The sequence below is a fragment of the Myxococcus qinghaiensis genome, assembly GCF_024198215.1.
GTDB lineage: Bacteria > Myxococcota > Myxococcia > Myxococcales > Myxococcaceae > Myxococcus > Myxococcus qinghaiensis.
Map to the genome: position 1 here is coordinate 430670 of NZ_JAKCFA010000005.1, position 20753 is coordinate 451422.

General features: G+C 69.9%; 16 protein-coding genes. 8 read left to right on the forward strand and 8 right to left on the reverse strand.

Features of this window, described 5'->3' with window-relative positions; genetic code table 11:
* The first annotated feature begins 220 nt into the window (after positions 1–220).
* From LZ199_RS11800 to LZ199_RS11810, 3 genes are all read left to right on the forward strand, one after another.
* On the forward strand, positions 221–1969 hold the full coding sequence (locus LZ199_RS11800; protein ID WP_253993752.1) for a histone deacetylase family protein: 1749 nt from the start codon (positions 221–223) through the stop codon (positions 1967–1969).
* 54 nt (positions 1970–2023) lie between these two features.
* Positions 2024–2683 carry an acyltransferase gene (locus LZ199_RS11805; RefSeq protein ID WP_253993753.1) on the forward strand — a complete coding sequence of 220 codons (660 nt, stop codon included), beginning with the start codon at positions 2024–2026 and terminating at the stop codon, positions 2681–2683.
* Positions 2684–2953: 270 nt separating this feature from the next.
* Positions 2954–4990 (forward strand): PAS domain S-box protein, encoded by a 2037-nt coding sequence (locus LZ199_RS11810; RefSeq protein ID WP_253993754.1) that lies wholly within the window; start codon positions 2954–2956, stop codon positions 4988–4990.
* 78 nt (positions 4991–5068) lie between these two features.
* On the opposite strand, the gene LZ199_RS11815 is transcribed toward LZ199_RS11810, so the two are convergent.
* Positions 5069–6223 (reverse strand): hypothetical protein, encoded by a 1155-nt coding sequence (locus LZ199_RS11815; protein WP_253993755.1) that lies wholly within the window; start codon positions 6221–6223, stop codon positions 5069–5071.
* A gap of 133 nt (positions 6224–6356) precedes the next feature.
* A complete protein-coding gene (locus LZ199_RS11820) occupies positions 6357–8336 on the reverse strand; it encodes a HEAT repeat domain-containing protein (protein ID WP_253993756.1) in 1980 nt (659 codons plus the stop codon).
* 206 nt (positions 8337–8542) lie between these two features.
* Here LZ199_RS11820 and LZ199_RS11825 point away from each other — a divergent pair, with 206 nt between their 5' ends.
* From LZ199_RS11825 to LZ199_RS11840, 4 genes are read left to right on the forward strand one after another with little or no spacing between them, the layout of a single operon-like run.
* Positions 8543–8926, forward strand: coding sequence for a hypothetical protein (locus tag LZ199_RS11825; protein WP_253993757.1), 384 nt, complete (start codon positions 8543–8545; stop codon positions 8924–8926).
* Positions 8923–10092: an FG-GAP repeat domain-containing protein gene (locus tag LZ199_RS11830; protein WP_253993758.1), complete on the forward strand. Its 1170-nt coding sequence runs from the start codon at positions 8923–8925 to the stop codon at positions 10090–10092. Before LZ199_RS11825 ends, LZ199_RS11830 begins: the two co-directional genes overlap by 4 nt.
* A 57-nt stretch (positions 10093–10149) precedes the next feature.
* Complete coding sequence (locus tag LZ199_RS11835) at positions 10150–10584, forward strand: hypothetical protein (protein WP_253993759.1); 435 nt, start codon at positions 10150–10152, stop codon at positions 10582–10584.
* The gene (locus LZ199_RS11840) at positions 10581–11306 is read left to right on the forward strand and encodes a hypothetical protein (RefSeq protein ID WP_253993760.1); all 726 of its coding nucleotides are present in this window, start codon (positions 10581–10583) and stop codon (positions 11304–11306) included. Before LZ199_RS11835 ends, LZ199_RS11840 begins: the two co-directional genes overlap by 4 nt.
* 66 nt (positions 11307–11372) lie before the next feature.
* Here the strand turns inward: LZ199_RS11840 and LZ199_RS11845 are convergent, their stop codons facing one another.
* The 5 genes from LZ199_RS11845 to LZ199_RS11865 all read right to left on the reverse strand — a co-directional run bounded on the left by LZ199_RS11845 (position 11373) and on the right by LZ199_RS11865 (position 17497).
* Positions 11373–12209 (reverse strand): Hint domain-containing protein, encoded by an 837-nt coding sequence (locus LZ199_RS11845; RefSeq protein ID WP_253993761.1) that lies wholly within the window; start codon positions 12207–12209, stop codon positions 11373–11375.
* Between the two features lie 45 nt (positions 12210–12254).
* Positions 12255–13769, reverse strand: coding sequence for a M4 family metallopeptidase (locus LZ199_RS11850; RefSeq protein WP_253993762.1), 1515 nt, complete (start codon positions 13767–13769; stop codon positions 12255–12257).
* A gap of 201 nt (positions 13770–13970) precedes the next feature.
* The gene (locus LZ199_RS11855; RefSeq protein WP_253993763.1) at positions 13971–14774 is read right to left on the reverse strand and encodes a hypothetical protein; all 804 of its coding nucleotides are present in this window, start codon (positions 14772–14774) and stop codon (positions 13971–13973) included.
* A 45-nt stretch (positions 14775–14819) separates the two neighbouring features.
* The gene (locus LZ199_RS46680; RefSeq protein WP_253993764.1) at positions 14820–16535 is read right to left on the reverse strand and encodes a M1 family aminopeptidase; all 1716 of its coding nucleotides are present in this window, start codon (positions 16533–16535) and stop codon (positions 14820–14822) included.
* Between the two features lie 125 nt (positions 16536–16660).
* Positions 16661–17497 carry a Hint domain-containing protein gene (locus tag LZ199_RS11865; protein ID WP_253993765.1) on the reverse strand — a complete coding sequence of 279 codons (837 nt, stop codon included), beginning with the start codon at positions 17495–17497 and terminating at the stop codon, positions 16661–16663.
* A gap of 455 nt (positions 17498–17952) precedes the next feature.
* Between LZ199_RS11865 and LZ199_RS11870 the strand changes: the two genes are divergently transcribed.
* On the forward strand, positions 17953–19971 hold the full coding sequence (locus LZ199_RS11870; RefSeq protein WP_253993766.1) for a neutral/alkaline ceramidase: 2019 nt from the start codon (positions 17953–17955) through the stop codon (positions 19969–19971).
* Here LZ199_RS11870 and LZ199_RS11875 read toward each other — a convergent pair.
* Positions 19958–20425, reverse strand: a complete 468-nt coding sequence (locus LZ199_RS11875; protein ID WP_253993767.1) for a PilZ domain-containing protein — start codon at positions 20423–20425, stop codon at positions 19958–19960. The two genes, LZ199_RS11870 and LZ199_RS11875, sit on opposite strands and share 14 nt — an antisense overlap.
* Positions 20426–20753 lie beyond the last annotated feature (328 nt).

Consider the following 20753-nt stretch of genomic DNA (forward strand, 5'->3'; position numbering starts at 1 on the left):
CCGTGCAGAAGTAGGCCAACGACTCGTCCAACAGGGCTGCTCGGTCTCTGGGAGACCGAGAGGGCATGAGCCCCCAGCGTCGGGCACGAACGCATCCCCACTCCAAGCCGCACGAAAAAGCCCCCACGCGGCGCTCGCTGGGCGAAAGTCGTGACCCCGTGCGCTGTCTCTCCCGTCCCTCCCCACAGCAACTGCTCCCCGCTCCCGTGAGGTTCGCGGCATGAGCGTGTGGAGCTGGCTGGGGCGGTGGTTCCCCGCGCTGCGCGGCGAGCACGTCCCCATCTTCTACGACGAGGACTACCGACTCCCCCTCACCGGCATCGAGTCCACCGTCGGCGTCGAACCTCGTGGCGTGGACTTCACCACCTGGTACCTGCTGGAGAAGCACGTCGTCCGCCCCTCGGACGTGTACCGGCCCAGGCCCGTGAGCTACGCGGAGATGTCCCGCATCCACGACGCCGCCTACCTGGAGTCACTCAGCCTCCCGGAGACCCTCGCTCGCATCTACGCCGTCGACCCGTCCGAAGTGCCCGTGGACACCCTCCTGTCCAACGTGCGCCTCGTCTGCGGAGGCACCCTCGGCGCCGCGCGCCTCGCCTTCGGCCGCCGAGGCCCCGTCGTCAACATGTCCGGCGGCTTCCACCACGCCGCCCCCGGCCGGGGCGGTGGCTTCTGCGCCGTCAATGACATCGCCGTCGCGCTCGCCTCCCTCAACGCCGATGGCTACGAAGGACAGACTGTCGTCCTCGACCTCGACGCCCATCCTCCCGACGGCACCGCCGAATGTCTCGCCGGACATCCCAAGGTCTGGATTGGCTCCCTGTCCGGCAGCGACTGGGGCTCACTGCCCGAAGGCGTCGACGAGACACGAGTCCCCGAGGGCGTCACCGACGACGGCTACCTCGCGCTGCTCGAGGCCACGCTGTCGCGCATGCCCAAGCCCGACCTCGCCTTCGTCATCGCCGGCTGTGACGTGCTCGCGGGTGACCGCTTCGGACGCGTGGGCCTCACCGTGCAAGGCGCGCGGCGCAGGGACCAGCTCCTGGCGCGCGCGCTGCGCGGCGTGCCGAGCGTCTGGCTCCCCGGCGGCGGCTACCACGCCGAGTCGTGGAAGGTCTTCGCCGGCACCGTGCTCGTGCTGTCCGACATGGGCGGGCGCCGCATCAAGGACCGCTATGACCCGCTCAGCGCCCGCTATCAGCGCATCTCCCGCCTCCTCTCGCAGGAAGGCGAGCCGCTCGATGAGCCGCTGACGCTGGAGGACCTGGAGGGCTCGCTCGGCCTGGGCGGCGCGGTGCAGCCTCGCGTGCTCGGCTTCTACACGGCGCAGTCCCTGGAGTACGCCCTCTTCCGCTACGGCCTCCTGTGGCAGGTGGAGCGACTGGGCTACAGCCGACCTCGCGTCGAGGTGGGCACCACCGGCGTCGGAGACCGCATCAAGGTGCTGGGCCGCGCGGGCGGACAGGAGCACCTGCTCGTCGACGCCGTGGTGGAGCGACGCACCATCGCGGGCGAGCCCTTCTTCTTCGTCAACTGGCTGAGCCTCCGTCACCCCCGCGCACGCTTCAGCGAGCGCCGCCCCCAGCTCCCGGGCCAGGACGTCCCCGGCCTCGGCCTCGCGCGTGAGGCCACGGAGATGTTCGTGCTCATGGCCAGGCGCCTCGGCCTCGCGGGCGTCGCTTCGCGTCCCATGTGGTACCACCTCGCCGTGGTCGCCCGGGCCCGCTTCCGCTTCGTCGACCCCGCGCGTCAGGGCCGCTTCGAGGCGATGATGAGAGACCTCGCGCACCTGCCCCTGCTCGAAGCCACGCGCGCCGTGGCCGAGGGCCGCGTGTCCCTCAACGGCGAGCCCTACCGCTGGGAGCCGGACGACCTCGTCCTCCGCCTGGAGCCCGTCCCCGTCGACACCGACGCCATCGCCGCCGAGCGCGAGCGTTGCCACTTCACCGTGGAGCCCCGGCACGGTTGAGCCCCCGGGCGCTCGCCCACCCCGAACCCCCAGGGCTCATGGTAGGCAGGGGCCGTGGACCTGGACGCGCTCCGCCGTGAGCAGCACAAGCTCCGGCTCTCGTGGATGCCGTGGCTCTATTTCTCCCTCAAGCCCCGCCACCGCGCGTGGGCGGACGCCTGGCAGCGCGAGGTGCAGGACCTCCTGCGTGAGCTGGAGACCGTCGAAATCGCCGAGGGCTGCTTCATCGCCCCGCAGGCCCGCATCTTCGCCGAGCCCGGCCGCACCGTCGTCATCGGCCCCGGGTGCAGCATCGCCGCGGACGCCTTCGTCCATGGCCCCGTCGTCCTCGGGCCCCGCGTCAGCCTCAACGCCCGGGTGAGCCTGGACGGCGGCGCGGGCGGAATCCGCATCGGCGAGGGCACCCGCATCGCCACTGGCGCCACCCTCTACGCCTTCGACCACGGCCTCGCCCCGGACCGGCCCATACGAGACCAGCCCGTGACTTCCCAGGGCATCACTCTGGGCGCGGATGTGTGGATAGGTGCCAACGCGGGCGTGACGGATGGCGTCACCGTGGGCGACCACGCCGTGGTGGGCATGGGCGCCGTCGTCACTCGCGACGTGCCTGCCTGGGCCGTCGTCGGAGGGGTGCCCGCCCGTGTGCTCGGCGACCGTCGGGAGCGCCACCGCTCGGGGGCCCCAGGCGGGTGGGAGCCGGGCGACCAGGAGTGAACCTTCTCCGGCTTCATTGACTTCCCGACATTCGCCGGCTCTATGCTGGAGAAGACGTCGCCACCGGGAGGGGCACAGGGTGTTGGACAGGCTTCCGGCGGCCATGTGCGCTGCCCGGGCGCTGAACCCCCGCCGAGGGCGCAGGAGGCCGAAGTGGCAGACGAGCGGCGGGACGTGGGGCGTGTCGAGGCTCCAGGACCGATTCCCGAGGCGACCGAGGGTGGCCATTCCCCCCGCGCACCCTCGTCCTCCGCGGACAGCGGAGCCGCGATGGCGCGGCGTCTCCAGGTGCTGGAGGGGCTGCTCAGCGAAGTCGTCTTCCAGCTCGACGCCGAAGGCCGTGTCACCTACCTGGGCCCCGGCTGGGAGAAGCTGACGGGGACGCTCAGGGCGGTGTTGCAGGGCCACCCGCTGTTGGAGGCCGTGCACCCGCCGGACCGCGAGGCGGCGAGGGCGCTGCTGGAGTCGGTGTCCACGCAGCGCCTGCCCGACGCGCGCCAGGAGCTGCGCCTGTCGGTGGGCAACGACGCGCGCTGGGTGGTGCTCACCGCGCGAGGCGTGCCCGGGCTGCCCGGTGAAGTCGTGGGCACGCTGCTGGACATCGACTCGCGCCGTCGGGCCGAGGAGGCCGTCGCCACGCGCGAGCGCTACCTGGAGACCATGGTGGAGGTGCAGCGGCGGATGATGCCGCACCAGCTCCCCGTGGACCTGTATGCCTCCGTGGTGGAGCCGCTGGGCCGCGTGTCCGCCGCCAGCCGCGTCTACGTCTTCGAGATGCACCGCGGTCCGCAGGGCGAGCCGCTCGCCTCGCAGCGCGCGGAGTGGTGCCTGCCCGGCGTTCCTCCCAACCTGGAGGACCCGAACATGCACGGCCTGCCGCTCCTGGAGGCGCTCCTCCCCGAGCAGGCCTCCGCGCTGATGCAGGGCGAGCCGGTGCAGGGCTTCCCCACGAGCTTCACGCCCGTGCTGACGCCGATGCTGGAGGCGCAGGGCGTGCGCTCGGTGCTGCTCCTGCCGCTGCACGTGCACGGGCAGCTCTTCGGCGTCATCGGCTTCGACAACTGTCGCGAGGCGCGGCCCTGGGGGCCCATCGAGGTCAACCTCCTGTCGGGCGCGGCGGGCACGCTGTCGCTCGCGCTGGAGCAGCGCACGGACAAGGCGCTGCGCGTGCGCACGGAGACGACGCTGCGGCGCACCGAGGCCGGCGTCCACCTCCTGATTGAGGCCTTCCCGGACCCCGTCATGGTGCACGTGGGGGACGGCGTGCTGCTGTCGGTGAACCCGGCGCTGGTGCAGTACCTGGGCTACCGGGACGCGTCGGAGCTGGTGGGCCGGCACGTGCTGGAGCTGGTGCGCGAGGAGGACCGCAGCGCCGCGCAGCTCTACCTGGGGCAGGCGCTGGAGGGGAAGCGCTCGTCGCGCGCGGTGGAGGTGCCGCTGGTGCGCCGCGACGGCGAGACGGTGGTGGCGGACCTGGTGACGCTCGCCGTCGTCTTCGACGGGACGCCCGCGTGGGTGACGATGGCGCGCGACTTCACGGAGCGCAAGCGCTCCCAGGCGCAGCTCATCCTCGCCGACCGCATGGCCTCCATGGGCCTGCTCGCCGCCGGCATCGCCCACGAGCTGAACAACCCGCTGGCCTACGTGCTCTCCAACCTGGACTTCCTGCACGCCACGGTGGGCCCGCGCGCGCGTCCGCTGACGCCCGATGACCTGGTGGAGTGCCGCCAGGTGCTGGACGACGCGCGCGAGGGCGCCGAGCGGATGCGGCAGATTGTCCGCCAGCTCCGCGTCTTCTCCCGCGTGGAGGACAACCGCGAGGAGCCGGTGGACGTGCACCGGGTGCTGGACTCGGTGGCGCAGATGGCCGCCAGCGAGGTGCGTCCCCGGGCGCGGCTGATAAAGACCTACGGCGTGGTGCCGCTGGTGCGCGGCAACGAGGGCAAGCTGTTCCAGGTGTTCCTCAACCTGGTCATCAACGCCGCGCACGCGATTGAGGAAGGCCAGTCGGAGACGAACGAGATTCGCATCACCACGCGGCCGGATGACGGCGAGCGCGTCCTGGTGGAGGTGCGAGACACCGGCGGCGGCATCCCTCCGGAGCACCTGCGTCGCATCTTCGACCCGTTCTTCACCACCAAGTCCGCGGGCCTGGGCACGGGCCTGGGGCTGTCCATCTGCGACACCATCGTCACCGCGCTGGGCGGCCACATCTCCGTGGAGTCGTCCGTGGGCGTGGGCACCACCTTCCGCGTGGCCCTGCACGCCTCGTCTCCGCTGGACTCCGTCGCCCGTCACGGCCTGTGAGCCGTGGCGGTGGAGCGGGACTCCCCCTCGCGCGCGCGTGTGTCGCCCGCGAGGAGGTGTGGCTCCTCGGAACGCGCGTCAGCTGCAGATGCCCAGGGGCTGTGAGCCCTCGATTCCCAGCAGGGTCCGTTGGTGCGTGATTCCGCCCCACTGGGCGATGGTCACCCACCAGGTCTTCTTGAAGAAGAGGAGCCGGACGCGAGCAAAGGCCTTCAGGGTTCCGGAGAGCGTGTTCAGGTCCAGGTCCGTCTTCAGCTTCCAGTCGAGCGAGCAGGCGGGCCAGAAGACCTCGCCCGAGGTGGGCAGGGTGGCGTTGATGAGGGCCAGGCCGCCCTCCACGCCGAAGGCGACGATGAGGACGTCCACGGACGCTGACGCCGCGACGTTGGACCAGCCGCCCGGAATCGCCGACAGCCGCGCCACCGTGGGGCCGACGAGTCCCTGCACCGCCAGCTTCACGCCGCCGGAGAGCGACGCCTTCACGGTGATGGGCACCGGGCCCACCATGAACGTCTTGGAGGCGGAGAAGAACGTCCGGCTCCAGTTGATGGGAGGCGGGGAGTACGTGGCATAGAGGCTGGTGGACCAGACCTCCTGGCCCAGCACGTAGAGCGCCGCCAGGCCGCTGTTATCGCCACCGTTCTGCCCCACCACCTGCGCGCGGCCGCGCACCAGGTCGTGCTCCGAGGAGAACACGGCGGCGAACAGCTTGCCCTCCGCCACCGCGACGACTTTCTTGTCCGCGTTGACGGTCGCCGTCTCGGCGGTGAGCACCGCGTTGAGGTGGTAGCCCGCGCCGAAGAGGCTGTTGCCGAACTTCTCCGTGCGTACGTAGGACTTGTTGAACGTCTGCGACGGGTTGGTCCACGGCATGATTTCCGTCGCCGGAGGGACCTGGTGCTGGAACGCCTCCGGGATGACCGCCTGCTGGATGTCGATGTTGTGGGTGTAGTCGGACAAGTCGAACTGGAGCTGGCCTCCCGTCCGGTTCGCCTCGTCCTGGAGGATGGCGTACTCCTGGTTCGTCGTGTAGCTGGCGCCCGGGGAGAACGGCGCCACCTGGGACTCCCACGCCACCGCGTTGTTGAGCGACGTGCCCGGGGCATAGACGGCGAACGGATACTTCGAGGGCTGGACGACGTAGGGACTCGGGTCGACGTAGCTCTGCGCGGCGACGAGTCCTGGAACCACGGCCAGCAGCGTCGCGACGATGCGCGACAGTGCCCTGTTCATGTGGGCCTCCCGGGGGGATAGGTGGAAGGGTGCTTGTTTACTCCGGGTGAAGTGAATGGATGTGTTTGAAGCGTGGAAACACGTCACGGGAGTCGTCGGTGTGTCTGACTTTCCACGGTTCGTCGCGTCAACGTCAGTGCATGGGCGTTGGTGCTGACTGAGAAGTGACAGGCGTGGTGGGAGTTTCCACGTACGTGGTGGCCATGCGTCGGATGTCGGGATGGCGCTCGTGCTGGCTCGCCCAGCGCAGCAGGGCCAGGGCGCCGGGCGTGGTGCCCCGGTGCTGGCCGAGCAGCTGGACGATGTCGGAGCGCACGCCGTCGGACACGTCCTCGCGCAGCGCCTGTCCGAGCATGGGCAGGAGCAGCGGCTCCAGGGGGCGGAAGCCGCAGGCGAAGACGGCGCCACGGCGCACCTCGGAGGCGGAATCGTTCGCCAGCCGCTCCATCAGCAGGCGGTCCGCCTCCGGGCCGGGAAACCCGCGCAGCGCCACCATGGCCGCCTCGCGGACCTTCACGGAGTCGGAGCGCAGCGCGTCCATGATGGACTCGAGCGCGCCCGGTGCGCGGGTGTTGCCCAGCGCGCGCAGGAGCAGGGAGCGCTGGTCCGCGTCCCGCGCGGCGCGGTAGTCGTTCTTCAGCTCCTGCACCAGGGCCTCGGAGCCACGCCCGTCGGTGTCATTCAGCTGCATCGCCGCGTTGCCCATCGCCAGCGTCGCGGTGCCTCGCAGGCGCGGGTCCTCGCTCCGGGACACCTGCCGCAGCGTGTCCACGCCCGCGCGAATGGGGTTGTCCGCCATGCCCAGCGCGGAGACCGCGTCCATGCGCACGTCCGTCGTCAGCGCGGTGTCGACGGTGGCCGACGCCAGCGCGCGCAAGGACTCCGGCGTACTGGCCGCGGAGAGCGCGCCCAGCATCGCGCTGGCGGCCAGCGGAGACAGGCCCTTCTCGCGCAGCAGCGCGGGGATGCGCGCGGCCTCCTCGGGGCGGAGCAGGAGCAGGGCGCGGAGCTGCTCCAGGGCCCGCGTCCTCGCGTCGTCCCGGGCTTTCTCGTCCGCGGGCAGCGCGCGCAGGTCCGCGAGGATGTCGTCGAACGTCCGCGAGCCGAGCACCTGGCGATGGTGCGCGAGCGGGTCCGTCGCCTGTCCCTGGAACGAGGCCAGCGCCGCGGTGGTCAAGAGGCCCGAGCGCGCGGCGAAGGCGCCCCGCAGCGAGGCGTCTTGTCGACGCTCCAGCAGGCGCAGCGTCAGCTCCGTCGCGTTCGTCACCGTGGGCAGGCCCTCGCCCGACTCCACCGTGAGCTGCTCACGCGTCTGGAGCGTCTGGAGCCACGCGCCCTCGCCCAGCTCGAAGGTGGAGCCGCCGCTGACGCTCATGCGCGGGGACGTGCCCAACGGCTGGAGTCCTTGAGGCGTCGCCACGGCGGTATAGGCGCGCTTGCGCTTCTCGAAGCGGCTGGCGCCCTGGCGCTGGTACTCCGCGAGGTACTGGCCGGAGGTGTCCTGCTCCTCCGTGCTCCAGGTCGTCCCGGGCACGCCGTTCACCACGAACTGGGACGACGCCACGACGGAGCGCAGCAGCCCGCGCGCCAACTCGTCCACGCCCTGCTCGAAGTGCGTCAGCGACACCGCGCCCGTCCTGTCCAACGTCGCGAAGAAGGGCAGCGACAACGCCGCCACCATCGCCTGTCGCTGCTCGGGCGCCAGCGCCCCCTGTCCCTCCACCTGCAGCTCGAAGCTCGTGGGACGCAGCTGGAGGCGGACGAGCACCGTGTCGCCCTCGGCGGAGACGATGCCCACGTCCCACTCGCCCTGGAGGGCGAAGCGCATGCCGGGGCCGGTGGGTGCGTCGGGCGCCTTCTGTTGGCCAAAGGACACCGTCAGCCCCAGGCTCAGCGCGTGACGGTGGAGTGAGCCCGGCACCCACGCCCGTCCTCCGGCCGCGTCACGCGGGGCCTCGGAGGGCGGTGGAGGCTCCGTTGCCCGCACGGAGGACGCCGCGTTTCCCACCGGGGCGGAAGATGCTTCCCCCGCTTGCTTCCACCACACCGCGCCCAGCCCCAGGAGGAGGAGGAACGCTGCCAACCCGACGACGTGAAGTCGCTTGAGGCGCATGGTGTCTCCCAGGGACGCTTCCTTGACAGGGGGATGTGTCCCAACCCACGCTTGTCATTGAATGACTGGGAACGCCAGGGCTCCGACAATATAGCGAAATCCCGTATCGTGGGGCTGACATGCTGACTCGACACCGCTTTCGTCATCTCATACCCGGAGTGTGCGAGTCTCGAACGGCCTCGCGTCCGGAGCCGTGGCGGTGGCTGGTGGGGTTCTCGCTGACGTTGCTCGCGGCCTGTGGCGCCTGGGAAGAAGCGCCACCGTCCAGGGTGCTCGACACGCAGGCTCAGGCGGTCCGCACGTGTCCCGTCGCCCAGGTCTCCTCGCTGTCCGGCTCCTGCATGGGCTCATGCCATCTGGGGTGCGGGGACGGCTTCTGTCAGGTGGGCGCGGAGACGGAGGCGACGTGTCCGAGCGACTGCTGGTGTGGTGATGGCGTCTGCACCGCGGAGACGGTGAACACCTGCCCCGTGGACTGTGGGTGTCCCGGTGGGCTCACCGTGGCCTGCCAACCCGGAGACCCCTCCTGCTCCGTATCCCTGGGGGACCCGTTCGCGGTTCCTGACCTCCAGCGACAGGAAGCACCATGAGCCGCCGTTTCCACCACCTCCTGCTGGGCTGCTGCGCGGGCCTGGCATGCACGTCCTCCACCATCTCCCCTCGGGCCTTCTCGGACGTGGAGGTCGAGTGGCTCGGCTTCTCCGAGACGCGGGCGACGCTCCAGGCGGGGGGCTCCAAGGCGCGAGGGCTGCACATCGCCGACGTGGACGATGATGGAAGAAAGGACCTGGTCCTGGTCGCCTCTCAGGAGGAGCAGGTCTGCATCCTCCAGGGCGAAGGGGGAGGGCGCTTCGCGGCGGCCCGGTGCCTGGCCGCGGGGACCACGCCCATGGACGTGGCCGTCAGCGACGTGAATGGCGACGGACGCCAGGACCTGCTCATCGTCGGCCACTTCTCCAACGCCCTCACGGTGCGCCTGGGCGGCGCGGGTGGCGCGTTCCAGGAGGGAATCCCCTACTCGCTGGGCAATCACTCGCAGCAGGTGCGGGTGGCGGACCTCGACGGGGACGGGCACCTGGACGCGATTACGAAGAACGCGGGCTCGGCGGGCTTCTGGAACATCACCTCGCTCAAGGGTCGGGGCGATGGCTCCTTCGGCGAAGCGGTGCCTCACTCCGTCACCGGACTGCCTCGCGACTTGATGGTCGCGGACGTGAATGACGACGCGCTGCCCGATGTCCTCGTCCTCAACACCAACAGCTTCACCGTGGACATCCTGCTCGCGCGCAAGGACGAGAGGCTCTCCGCCGCTCCGCCGCTGAAGCTCAGCGGGTCCGCGGACGACGAGCCCTTCCGCCTCGCGCCCGTGGACGTGAATGGCGACGGCAAGCTGGACCTCGTCATCACCCATGGCCTGTCGGACAGCGGCTACCTCTCCGTGCACCTCGGTGACGGCCGTGGGGGCTTCACCTCCACCTCGCCCATCCTCGCCAACGAGCCGGGAGAGGTGGTGGTGGCCGACTTCAACCAGGACGGGCGCAGCGACATCGCCCACGCGGGGATGTCCGGCGGTGTCTACCTGCTGCTCGGCACGGCGGACGGTCAGCTCGGCGCGCCGGTGCGAGTGGCGTCCAGCGTGGCGCCCACGTCCCTGGTCGCCGAGGACCTGGACGCGGATGGCTTCCCCGACCTGGCGTGGACGACGCCGGACACCGTGGAGGTCCTCCTGGGCTCCACGGTTCGCCGCGAGCCCTAGGCGAGCACCCAGGCGCAACGCGGTCCTTCTCAGTTCGCATCCATCGTGGAGGTTGGCATGAAGCAGCTCTGGCTCATCGTCGGTCTGGTCGTCATGGGCTTCGCGAGCCCCTCCCAGGCGCAGCTCAGCGGCCGGTGCGGCGGTGACGACAACCTCACGCCCCAACAGGTCCAGGGACGCAACGCGTGGGCGCGCAAGTGCGGCTACATCTCCGCCGCGAAGGAGGCCATCCTCAACGCGGACAGCGAGTACCAGGTCTTCGCCAACGGCTGTTTCCAGTACCCGTGCTCCACGAACAGCTGTCTGTTCTTCGTGCCCGTCTCGCCCAGCGCACCCTGTGTGACGGGGCTCGTCAATCTCGGGACGTGCATGGCGAGCACCGTGGCTCCGCCGCGCGGCTCCGTGCTGGCGTACCTGGAGGACTCTGGGGCCGCGTGGCCCGCGTGGTGGCTGTGGTCTGAGGCCCGGCGCGTCTCGGCGGGCCCCACATGAGCACGGCGGCGACCGGCCGCCTCACCATCGTCCTATGGGCCTGCCTGACCTGGATGGCTTGCGGCGTCGTGGCTCCAGAGGGCTCGGGTGAAGCGCTCGGCGAGTCCTCCCAGCCGCTCCCCGCCTGTCAGTGCCCGCTGCAGTATCTCCAGGCGGGCGAGGGGGTGGACCCGCTGCGACCCCAGTGTCCCTATTACGAGTGTGAGAGCTACTGCGGGGATGGCTACTGCGCCGCGGGTGAGGACTCGTGGAGTTGCACGTGGGACTGCGGCTCACCCACCTGGTGCGGAAACGGCTCCTGTGATTTCGGCGAGAGCGAGGGGAGCTGTCCGTCCGACTGCTACTGCGGAGACGGCTGGTGCAATGGCGAGACGGCGTACACGTGCTCCGTGGACTGTGGCTGTCCCAACCCCTGCGGCGACGGGACGTGTGGGCCGGGCGAGTCCACCGCCACGTGTCCCGGTGACTGCGGCTCCGCGTGTGGAGACGGTGCCTGCACGGTTGGAGAGGACGTGTTCTCCTGCGCCACGGACTGCGGCTACTGCGGGGACAACTTCTGCACGGGCTCGGAGACGTGGAGCAGTTGTCTGAATGACTGCGGCTTCTGTGGGGACGGCCTCTGCGCCGGCATCGAGAACCGCTTCCTCTGCAGCCAGGACTGCGGCTTCGCGGCCCCGTGCCTGAGTCCCGCCGAGTGCCCCATTCCACAGCTTGCTCCCTGACGGAGCGGCTGGGACTCCGGCGATGTACGGGCCGGAGTCCCAACCTGGAGGCTTCAGCGCGCGGGACTACAGGCCGCTGACGTCCACGTCGTCGCGCAGGGACAGGCGGTAGTCGTCCTGGGCCCACTCGTTCTGGAAGCGAACGGAGCCGGTGAGGAAGCCCTCCGCGTTCATCACGTTCTCCAGCTTCACCTTGCTCTCCGGCCGGACGTTCCAGACCTGGCCCTTGAAGTTGAAGACGGTGACGCGGTTGAGGTGCAGCTTCACGCCGTCGGCGCCCAGCAGCGTGTCGCCTGCCTTCAGCGTGCGGGCCTTCACCAGGGTGCCGTCCTCGAGGACCATCGGGTGCTCCGCCGTCACTTCCAGGCGGCGACCCTCCTGGGTCTCCAGGGTGAAGATGTCCTCCTGCGTGTCACCCGCGACATAGCTGCGGATGGTCTGCTCGCCGTAGCGCAGGAAGCCCGCCTCCGAGTCGGGGCTCAGCGCCGTCACCGTGGTGAGGCCGGACGCATACGCCTCCGGCACCGGCAGCATCCGCCCACCGAAGGCGACCTTCTGGCTGGGCGTGGTGCAGCCGGCGACGCAGGTGCCCAGCTTGTTCAGGCCGGAGATGCACGTGGCCGACTCCTCGGCCGGGACGAAGAACGAGCAGGTCGAACCCGCGGGCACGGCCGGGTACGCGAAGCAGCCGTTGGTGAAGACCTGGTACTCGTTCTCCGTGTTGAGGTACGCCTCGCGCGTGGCGGTGATGAGGCCGCACTTGCGGGCCCAGGCGTTGCGGCCCCGGGCGAGCTCAATCGTGACGAGCTGGTCGTCCTGGAAGCAGCGCGTGGACAGCTGCGCCAGGGCGGTGCTTGAGAGACAGACAGAGAAGACAGCGACTGCGATGAAGACATTCTTCATGGGTTCTCCTTGAGGTGGTTGGGGTGTGGATTGCGCTGACGTGGCCTACGGCACGCCCGCGGCGCTCCAGGCGTCTCGCACCGCGTTGACGACGGAGGCGTCGTAGCGGTCCGCCGCGGCCTGGATGGTGTAGGCCTTGGCCTGGGACATCGTCGTGGTCGACGTGTAGTAGTTCGTCGCGGCGAAGTAGAAGGTCTGCGCCGCGCGGTTCATGCCGACGCCCGTCACGTTGACGGGGGACTTGCCGCGCGGGTGCGTGCCGCCCGTCACGAGCAGCTTGAAGACCAGGTTCTGGATGCCCGAGTTCCAGTGCACACCGCCGTTGTCCGCGGTGCCCGTGTAGCGCTCGGGGTAGAAGTCCCTGGACGAGCCGTCTCGCGTGGGGCTGTCCATGTAGCGCAGCGCATCCCCGCCGATGTTCGGCGTCCAGATGTCCTCGCCAATCTTCCAGACGTCCGCGTCGATGGCGCCGCCGCGAGTCCAGCTCTCGCAGATGGCGGCGGCGATGTCCGACAGGCTCTCGTTGAGCGCGCCGGACTCGTTGCGGTACACGAGCCCCGACTCGTACTGCGTCACGGCGTGGGTGATTTCGTGCGACACCACATCCAAATCCAGGCCGAGCTGGCCCGAGTTCACCCCGTCGCCGTCGCCGAACACGATTTGGATGCCGTCCCAGTACGCATTCACGTACGCGGAGCCGTAGTGCACGGTGCTGGTGATGGTGGCGCCCCGGTCATCGAACGAGTCGCGACCGAAAATCGTCTCGTAGCAGGCGTACGTGGTGCCGACGTGGTCGTAGTTCACGTCGATGTGGCTGTCGCCCGTGGCCGCGCCGAGCTCGATGCGGCGCAGGGTGCCGGGCGTGGTCCACTGGTTGTTGGCCGAGTGGAGGCGCCGGTTCATGGCGGAGTGGATGAGCGGCTGCACGTCGAGTACCCGGCCCGATGACGCGTCCACGTAGACGCGGTCCCTGGCGGGCGCGTCCTCGCGAGTGCCCGCGCGCGTCACCTCCCAGGCGGAGGCCAGCGTGCCCTCGGCGCCCAGGAAGTAGACGAAGCGGGGCTCGCCCTCGACGACGAGCGTGTCGAGTCCCTCCAGCGCCGCGCGCTTCACGTCGTCGATAGGGAGCCGCGCGAGCGTCGCGGGCTCACCAGCGCCACGGGCCGAGCCATTGGCCGCGTACACCAGGCCCGCCGTGTTGACGTGCAGCACCAGCTCGCCACCGACGACGCGGGTGCCCTGGCGCGTCTGGTCGTAGCGGATGTGCGTGAAGCCCAGGTCGTCCACGCGGCTGGAGCGCACCGTCAGCTCCTCCGCGCGCAGCCCGAACACCGGGGCGATGGCGCGCAGCGCGGGCGCGAGCGCGTCACCGGCCCTGAGCGAGACGAGCGAGGCATCGGCCGTGCCCAGCCGGCCCCGGATGAAGCTGGGGGTGCCGTCCTTCCCCACGTCGACCACTTCCACGCGGCCCAGCGCGGCGAGGGCGTCCTGGCGCGCCTGCCGGGTGCTGTCCCGCGCCTCGGCCGGGTCCGCCGGGACGTCGCCGCACGCGACGCTCAATACGGCACAGCACGCTCCAATCAATCCCTGTTTCCAAGTCCGAGTCACGACGCGCTCCTGTCTTCTGGTGGGTGTTGCTTCACGGCTCCAGCGCGGGTGCGTCCGATGGACGGGCGCACCCTCCTCGCTGGCACTGCGGGCGCACGAGGCCCCGTCCGCCCTCGGCAGACAGGGTGCTCCTGGGCCCATCACGGCCGCGGATTAGAGGTGGGCTGTCATCCGCCGGACTTCGTCGGGAGGGGCTCCCGACTCCGCCAGGCCGGCGAACAGCGCCTCTCGCAGCAGGTCCTTGAGTCGGGGGTTCTCCAGCTTCGAGTACGTGTCGACGGCGAGCTGCCGGTCCACCTGCGCGAGCCGGAACAGCAGGTCGTACTTCTCTCCGACGAGCCCCTTCTTCACCGAGTCCGGCAGCGAGCTGTCGATGGGCGTCAGCGCCAGCGACGTCATCGCCTCGCGAGCGGTGGGCTCCTGCGGCGCCAGCTCGAAGAGCAGGTCAATCATCGCCATGCGCTCCAGCACGGGCTCGGGCTTGGTCTCCAGGAACTGGGCGCCGGGTGGAAGCTGCTGGAGGGCCGTGGGGTCCGCCAGCTCGTTCCGCAGCGCGACGATGCGCGCGCCGCCTTCACGCGTCAGCTCCTCCACGAAGACCTCCTTGCGGAAGAACGCGTTGAAGCGCCCGGCCCGGTACTCGCGAGCGGACTGACGCGCGGCCTCGCGCTGCTCCTTCGCGACGCGCGCCTCGTCCTTGCCGGGCTCGGTGACTGCTGGCGCTACGGCGGGAGTCTCGGCGCGCTTCGTCGCGAGTGTAGTGGGCCGCGGCGCGGGTGCGTGCGCCTGGGGCATCGGGGCGCCTGGGGGCGTAGTGGCGGAGGGCGCGGCGGTCGTCCTGGAGAGGAGTCCATAGAGGCCGGTGCCTCCGAGGACGAGCAGCGCCAGCCCGGGTCCCATCATCCGCCAGCGTCTGGGAGGCTTTGGCTTGGCGCTCTCGGGAGGATGTCCGTTCATGGGGCCTTGGCTCCTTGTCGATGACGACGCGATTCGATGAGAGAGTCAGAACAGCCAACGCGGTGGAGGCGGCTCGTCGGAGATGCCGAGGAACCTGCGATTGACCACGCGGTTCTCCGGGTCCACCGTCACCTGGAGCACGGGCTCCGGGAAGGGCACCGTCACCTGCGACGTGTCGGACTCGGGCTCCAGGCCGTAGTCGAGCGTGACGAGCCTGCGCTCCGTGGCGCCTTCAAGCAGCACGTCGACGGAGACGGGATAGCGCGTTCCGGAGAGGGAGCGCTGGATGCCGGTGACAATGACTTCACCGTCCTCCTCCTCGGTGCTCACCTCGAAGTAGGGCCAGTCCGGGTCCCCCGCGCCGTGGACCCAGGCGTCGAAGTACGGACGCAGGTTCTCTCCTGACGCCTGCTCCAGCGCGACGCGGAGGTCCTCCACGCTCCTGTCTCCCGGTTGGGACAGGAAGCTCTTGATGCCTCGGAGCACCGTGTCCTCGCCGAGCAGCGGCTCCAGCTGGAGGAACAGAATCATGGGCCCGGTGCCGTAGACGTCCGACGCGAGCGAGAGGAAGACGGGGGGAGGGTCGTCCTGGGGCTGCGGGTAGTACGCGGCGGTGCGCGCCAGCCTGTCCCAGTACGCGCGCGTCTGCTCCGCCTCGCCCGGGGGGCGCGCGCGCAGCTCGTACAGGTACGTGAGGTATTCGGTGATGGCTTCCTTCCACACGAAGTCGAAGGGCCGCGACAGCGTGGTGCGATTGCCCGCCCACTGGTGCACGACCTCATGCATCAGCGTGTGCATCGTCATGTTCGCGTAGTCGCGCCGCAGGTCCGGCAGGTCCTCGCGGAGGATGAGGTTGGCGGGGTGCTCCACGCCGAGCCAGTCCGTGGGCGCGCCCGCGACGCGCAGCTCCGTGCCATAGGGCAGCGGCCCCAGCTCGCCGATAATCCAGTGCAGGTACGCCGTCACGTCCCCGCCGTTGAGCGAGGACGCCAGCTTGCCGCCGGGAACCTCGTAGAACACCAGCTTGAACTTGTTCGACACCTCCGTGAGTGTCTTGGACACCCAGGCGGGGTTGGAGGCCACGGCGAAGGACGAGTACGTGGGCGCCCGGGTGAGCCCCGTCAGCGTGCACTTCGTCGTGGTGTCGTCCGGCCGCGTGCGCTGGCCCGGGCACAACACCCGCTCGCTCCGCGCGTGCTTCACGGTGAAGACGTATTGCGCGAGCAGGTCCGTGCGGTCGTCGCAGGGGCCGAACCTGTCACAGCCCTCCACCCAGTTGAGCAGGTAGGAGAACGTGTTTCCCGCCTTGTCCTGCCGACGGGAGAAGCCCACCTGCGTGAAGTCGTACGTCTGGAGGGGCACGGTGAAGCGCGCCTCCAGCTTCACCTGGCCCGCGAAGATTCCAGGGCCGCAGACGCGGATGCCGTCCTCGACGGACTCGGACCGCAGCGGGGGGTTCCCATTCCAGCGGACGTCGGTGAGGCCCTCGGGCGCCTTCACCACGACGCAGTCGCCGCCGGGAGGATAGACGTTCAACAGCAGCGTGGACTTCGCCGCGCCCGTCTCTGTCGCGAACTCGTATTCGTAGCGCGTCACGTTGAGCGTGAGGTCGCCCTCGGGCATCAGCGGCTCGAACTCGAACGAGTTCGCCCGCGTCCCGACGATGGCCGCCTCATCAGGGGAGGGGTCCTCCGTCGGGCCACACCCCGTGAGCGCCACGGCTCCCCAGGCCAGTGTCACCACCGAGAGAATGCGTGCCACCTTGTCCGCAAGCCATCCTGGGATGCTTCGCATGACGTCCTTGTCGTGAAGTGACGAGCGCGATGGGACGACGCGAGAGCCCATGTCCCCCGAGGGGCTCTCGCGTCGGCTTCGACGGGGACCGCCTAGAGGCCGTCGACGCTGGCCTCGTCACGCAGCGACAGGCGGTAGTGGTCGTCCGCCCACTCGTTCTGGAAGCGCACCGAGCCCGTCAACAGGCCCTCCACGTCGAGCACGTTCTCAATCTTCTCGTGGCTGACGGGCTGCACGTTCCAGGTCTTCCCCTCGTACCGGAACACGGTGACGTCGCGAATCTCCACCTTCTCGCCCGTGGTGCCGAGCAGCAGGTCGCCCTTCTGGAGCGTCTTGGCCTTCACCATCTCTCCGGTGGCGGTGACCATGGGGTGCTCGGACGTGACTTCGACGCGGCGGCCGTCCACCGTCTCGATGGCGAACACGTCCTCCACGGTGTCTCCCGCCACGAAGGCGCGGATGGTCTGCTCTCCCGTCGTCGGCGCGACGAGCGACGCGTCCTTGGTGAGCGCCGTCACCGTGCGCACGCCCGCGGCGTAGGCGTCCGAGATGGGCCAGTACTCACCCCCAAAAGACACCTTCTCCTTCGCCGTGTAGCAGCCCGTCACGCAGGTGCCGAGCTTCACGAGGCCGGGGATGCAGGCCGCGGCCGCGTCCGCGGGGATGAAGAAGGTGCAGCTCGCGGAGGGCCCCGTGGTGGCGAAGGAGTAACAGCCGCCGGAGAACACCTGGTACTCGCCTTCGGAGTTCAGGAAGTCGCGCTTCGCCGCGGTGATGTAGCCGCAGTTGTAAGCCCAGTTGTTGCGACCCTGCGACAGCGCGTAGGTGGTGAGTTGATCATCCGTGAAGCAACGCGTGGACAGCTGCGCCGACGCCGTCGTGGAAAGCACCGCGCACGCAAGGACAACCAGATACGACAGTCGCTTCATGGGCTTGCTCCTGAAGGCTGATGGAGGGGCTCTGTTTGAGGAATCAGGGGATATACCTGGGTTCACTCACGGTAAAGTGTAAATCGACCTATCGTGGGAATCCCTGACTGGAATGTTGGGTGTAATTGATTTGCTGTGAACGCGGATAATTCCAGCCACGGGTCGCCAGGTCTGGGGTGGGCGTCGGCTCGAAAACCACTGATAACTCAGTGGGTTGGATGCAGGACCTGTCCAGGTTCGCGATGCAGGGAGACAGCCCATCGCGTCAGGAATTGGCGGTCCCGAGCGGGCGACGGCCGTGCATGTCGGGTTCCGGATGGGGGTGGGTGATGTCCGAGGGAGGGCGCACTCCGGGTGTTGATTGTGAACATGTAGGTGCGAGGAGACGGGCGAGTCCTTATGAGGGGCACGGCTTTGAGCCTGGAGCGGCGCCCCTACGCGCCTTGGAGGAAGGCATGCGCGCACATGGGTTCTGGTTTGTCGTGGCGCTGTGCCTCGTCCTGGGGACGGAGGTCACCGCGGCTCCGGTGCGGGGTGATTCCTGTGCGGGCAACGCGCGCTTCCTCATCGGCGCGGGCATGGGGGACATCACCGGCCCCGCCGCCGAGGTGGGGATGATGGGCTACGGCCAGCTCTCCCAGCAGACGGCGGGCATCCACCAGCGCCTGCGCTCGCGCGCCTTCGTCATCGTCTCGCCGTGCAACGGGCGGCGCGTCGTCTTCGTCAGCGCGGACCTGGGCATGGTCTTCCAGGCGGTGAAGACGCAGGTGGTGGAGAAGCTGCGCGCCCGCTTCGGCGCCGTGTACTCCGAGGAGAACGTCCTCATCAGCGCCACGCACACGCACTCGGGGCCGGGCGGCTTCTCGCACCACACCCTCTACAACTTGAGCACCTTCGGCTTCGTGCCGCAGAGCTTCGACGCCATCGTCTCCGGCATCGTCACCTCCATCGCCCGCGCGCACGCGCGACTGGGAGAAGGCTCGCTGCGCCTGTCCGCCGGAGAGCTGCTCGGCGCCAGCCGCAATCGCTCGCCGGAGGCCTACCGCCTCAACCCCGCCGCCGAGCGCGCCCGCTACGCCCACGACGTGGACACGCGGATGACGCTGTTGCGGCTGACGCGAAAGGATGGACGCGACGTGGGGCTCATCAACTGGTTCGCCGTCCATGCCACGTCCATGGGCAATGACAACCACCTCATCAGCGGCGACAACAAGGGCCTCGCTTCGTACCTCTTCGAGCGGGCGCATGACGCGGGGGACACGTTCGTCGCCGCGTTCGCCCAGTCCAACGCGGGGGACGTCACGCCCAACATCCTCGGCGGTACGAACGGCGGCGGTGCCGACGACTTCGAGTCCACCGAGCTGTCCGCCCGTCGCCAGTACGACTCCGCCACGCGCCTTTGGACGCTCGCCACCGCGCCGCTCACCGGAGGCGTGGACTTCCGACACACCTTCGTGAAGCTGGACGCGGTGGACGTGGCGCCCGCGTACACGGATGGTCAGCCGCGCCGCACCTGTCCCGCCGCCATCGGCGTGTCGATGCTCGCGGGCGCGGAGGACGGGCCCGGCTATGGCGTGGAGGGGGCGACGTGCTCCGTCATCCATGACCTCTGGAGCCAGTTCACCTGCGCGCTCACCACCACGCCGTGTCAGGGCGAGAAGCCCATCGTCCTGGAGATGGGCAGCATGCTGCCGCACCCGTGGACGCCCAACGTGCTGCCCCTGCAGCTCGTCACCGTGGGCTCGCTCGCGCTGGTGGCCGTGCCCTTCGAGGTGACGACGATGGCCGGGCGTCGCCTGCGCCAGACGGTGCTGGAGCGGCTGGCGCCCGTGGGTGTCACCGAGGTCGTCATCGCGGGCCTCGCCAACGACTACGCGGGATATGTCGCCACGCGCGAGGAGTACGCCCGCCAGGCGTATGAAGGCGCGTCCACGCACTTCGGGCCCTGGACGCTCGCCGCGCTCCAGCAGGGCTTCGACGGGCTCGCTGTCGCGCTGAGGGATGGCCAGTCGGTGTCGCCCGGCCCCACGCCTCCGGACCTGCGCCACGCGCAGACGAGCCTCCAGCCCGGGGTGGTGTTCGACGACAAGCTGCTCTGGGTGGAGTTTGGCGAGGTGCTCACGGACGCGCGCCCGGCCTACTCGCGCGGCGACACGGTGCGCGTCACGTTCTGGGGCGCGCATCCGAAGAATGACCTGCGGCTGGAGGACACGTACCTGCGCGTGCAGCGCAAGGGCTCCATCGGCGCGTGGGTGGACGTGGCGGACGACAGCGACTGGGAGACGCGCTACCGGTGGGAGCGGGAGAACTGCGTGCCCACGCTGGGGTGCTCGCACGTCGTCGTGGAGTGGCACATCCCCCGTGATGCTTCGCCGGGCACCTATCGCATCCTTCACGAAGGCGAGTGGAAGTCCGGCTGGGATGGCCGTGTGCGGCCGTACTACGGCGCGTCGCGGGCCTTCACCGTGAAGTGAGCGGCTCGGAGGCGGGGCGGTCCTCGTGACGCGAGCTGCGTGCGCGCGAGAGGAAGTCGCGCAGCTGGGGTGAGGGCGGCAGGAGCTGCACGCCGATGCCCGCTGAGACGCCCCACGTGCGGGCATGCGCGAAGTCGACGTGCCGCACCACCTCGCCCTCGCAGGCGAACTCCTCGCCGGCCAGCCGCAGCGTCAGCTCCAGCCGCGTGAAGAGGGGAGGGAAGGGCTCCGCGCAGCTCAGGAAGAGGCCGCCCTTGCCCAGCTCCAGGCCGTGCACGTCCACGCCCTCGGGCGTGCGAATCCACACGTCCCAGGACCAGGGAGGGGCCTCTCCGGAGCACTCGCCTCCGTGCGGATGGGATTCGCCGAGCAGGGAGGTGCCGTGGCGTGCCCGGGGGACGGGCGTGCACGGCGAATCCACGGAGTGGTCCGACAGGCAGCGCGAGCAGTGCATGGTCGCCTCGAGCAGACACCAGGGGGTGCTGACTCCGCGGGGGCGGAGGGCTCACCCGTTGCTCTATAGACCGGGCGGGAGTCCGCATGCCGACGGCCCCAGGCACGCCACGCGGGTCCAGGTGCTTGCGATGACGGCTGGCGCACAGACCCCGCGGAGCGGCTGGCCCGCACGGGTGCGAGGGACACCGTGGGCTCCTGGAGCAGGAGCGGGGCAGTGGGGTCGCCGCGCTCCCGCTTCACGCCCGGACAGGTCGACGCCGAGGCGGGCGTCGTGCGCGCTTCCCGGGCTCGGGCACCTGCCGCCCAGGCCCAGGGGAGCCGCCGTC

Coding starts and splice junctions, on each gene's coding strand:
- LZ199_RS11800 (WP_253993752.1), top strand. CDS start 221: ATGAGCGTGTGGAGCTGGCTGGGGCGGTGGTTCCCCGCGCTGCGCGGC.
- LZ199_RS11810 (WP_253993754.1), top strand. CDS start 2,954: ATGGCGCGGCGTCTCCAGGTGCTGGAGGGGCTGCTCAGCGAAGTCGTC.
- LZ199_RS11815 (WP_253993755.1), bottom strand. CDS start 6,223: ATGAACAGGGCACTGTCGCGCATCGTCGCGACGCTGCTGGCCGTGGTT.
- LZ199_RS11820 (WP_253993756.1), bottom strand. CDS start 8,336: ATGCGCCTCAAGCGACTTCACGTCGTCGGGTTGGCAGCGTTCCTCCTC.
- LZ199_RS11830 (WP_253993758.1), top strand. CDS start 8,923: ATGAGCCGCCGTTTCCACCACCTCCTGCTGGGCTGCTGCGCGGGCCTG.
- LZ199_RS11835 (WP_253993759.1), top strand. CDS start 10,150: ATGAAGCAGCTCTGGCTCATCGTCGGTCTGGTCGTCATGGGCTTCGCG.
- LZ199_RS11840 (WP_253993760.1), top strand. CDS start 10,581: ATGAGCACGGCGGCGACCGGCCGCCTCACCATCGTCCTATGGGCCTGC.
- LZ199_RS11845 (WP_253993761.1), bottom strand. CDS start 12,209: ATGAAGAATGTCTTCATCGCAGTCGCTGTCTTCTCTGTCTGTCTCTCA.
- LZ199_RS11855 (WP_253993763.1), bottom strand. CDS start 14,774: ATGAACGGACATCCTCCCGAGAGCGCCAAGCCAAAGCCTCCCAGACGC.
- LZ199_RS11865 (WP_253993765.1), bottom strand. CDS start 17,497: ATGAAGCGACTGTCGTATCTGGTTGTCCTTGCGTGCGCGGTGCTTTCC.
- LZ199_RS11870 (WP_253993766.1), top strand. CDS start 17,953: ATGCGCGCACATGGGTTCTGGTTTGTCGTGGCGCTGTGCCTCGTCCTG.
- LZ199_RS11875 (WP_253993767.1), bottom strand. CDS start 20,425: ATGCACTGCTCGCGCTGCCTGTCGGACCACTCCGTGGATTCGCCGTGC.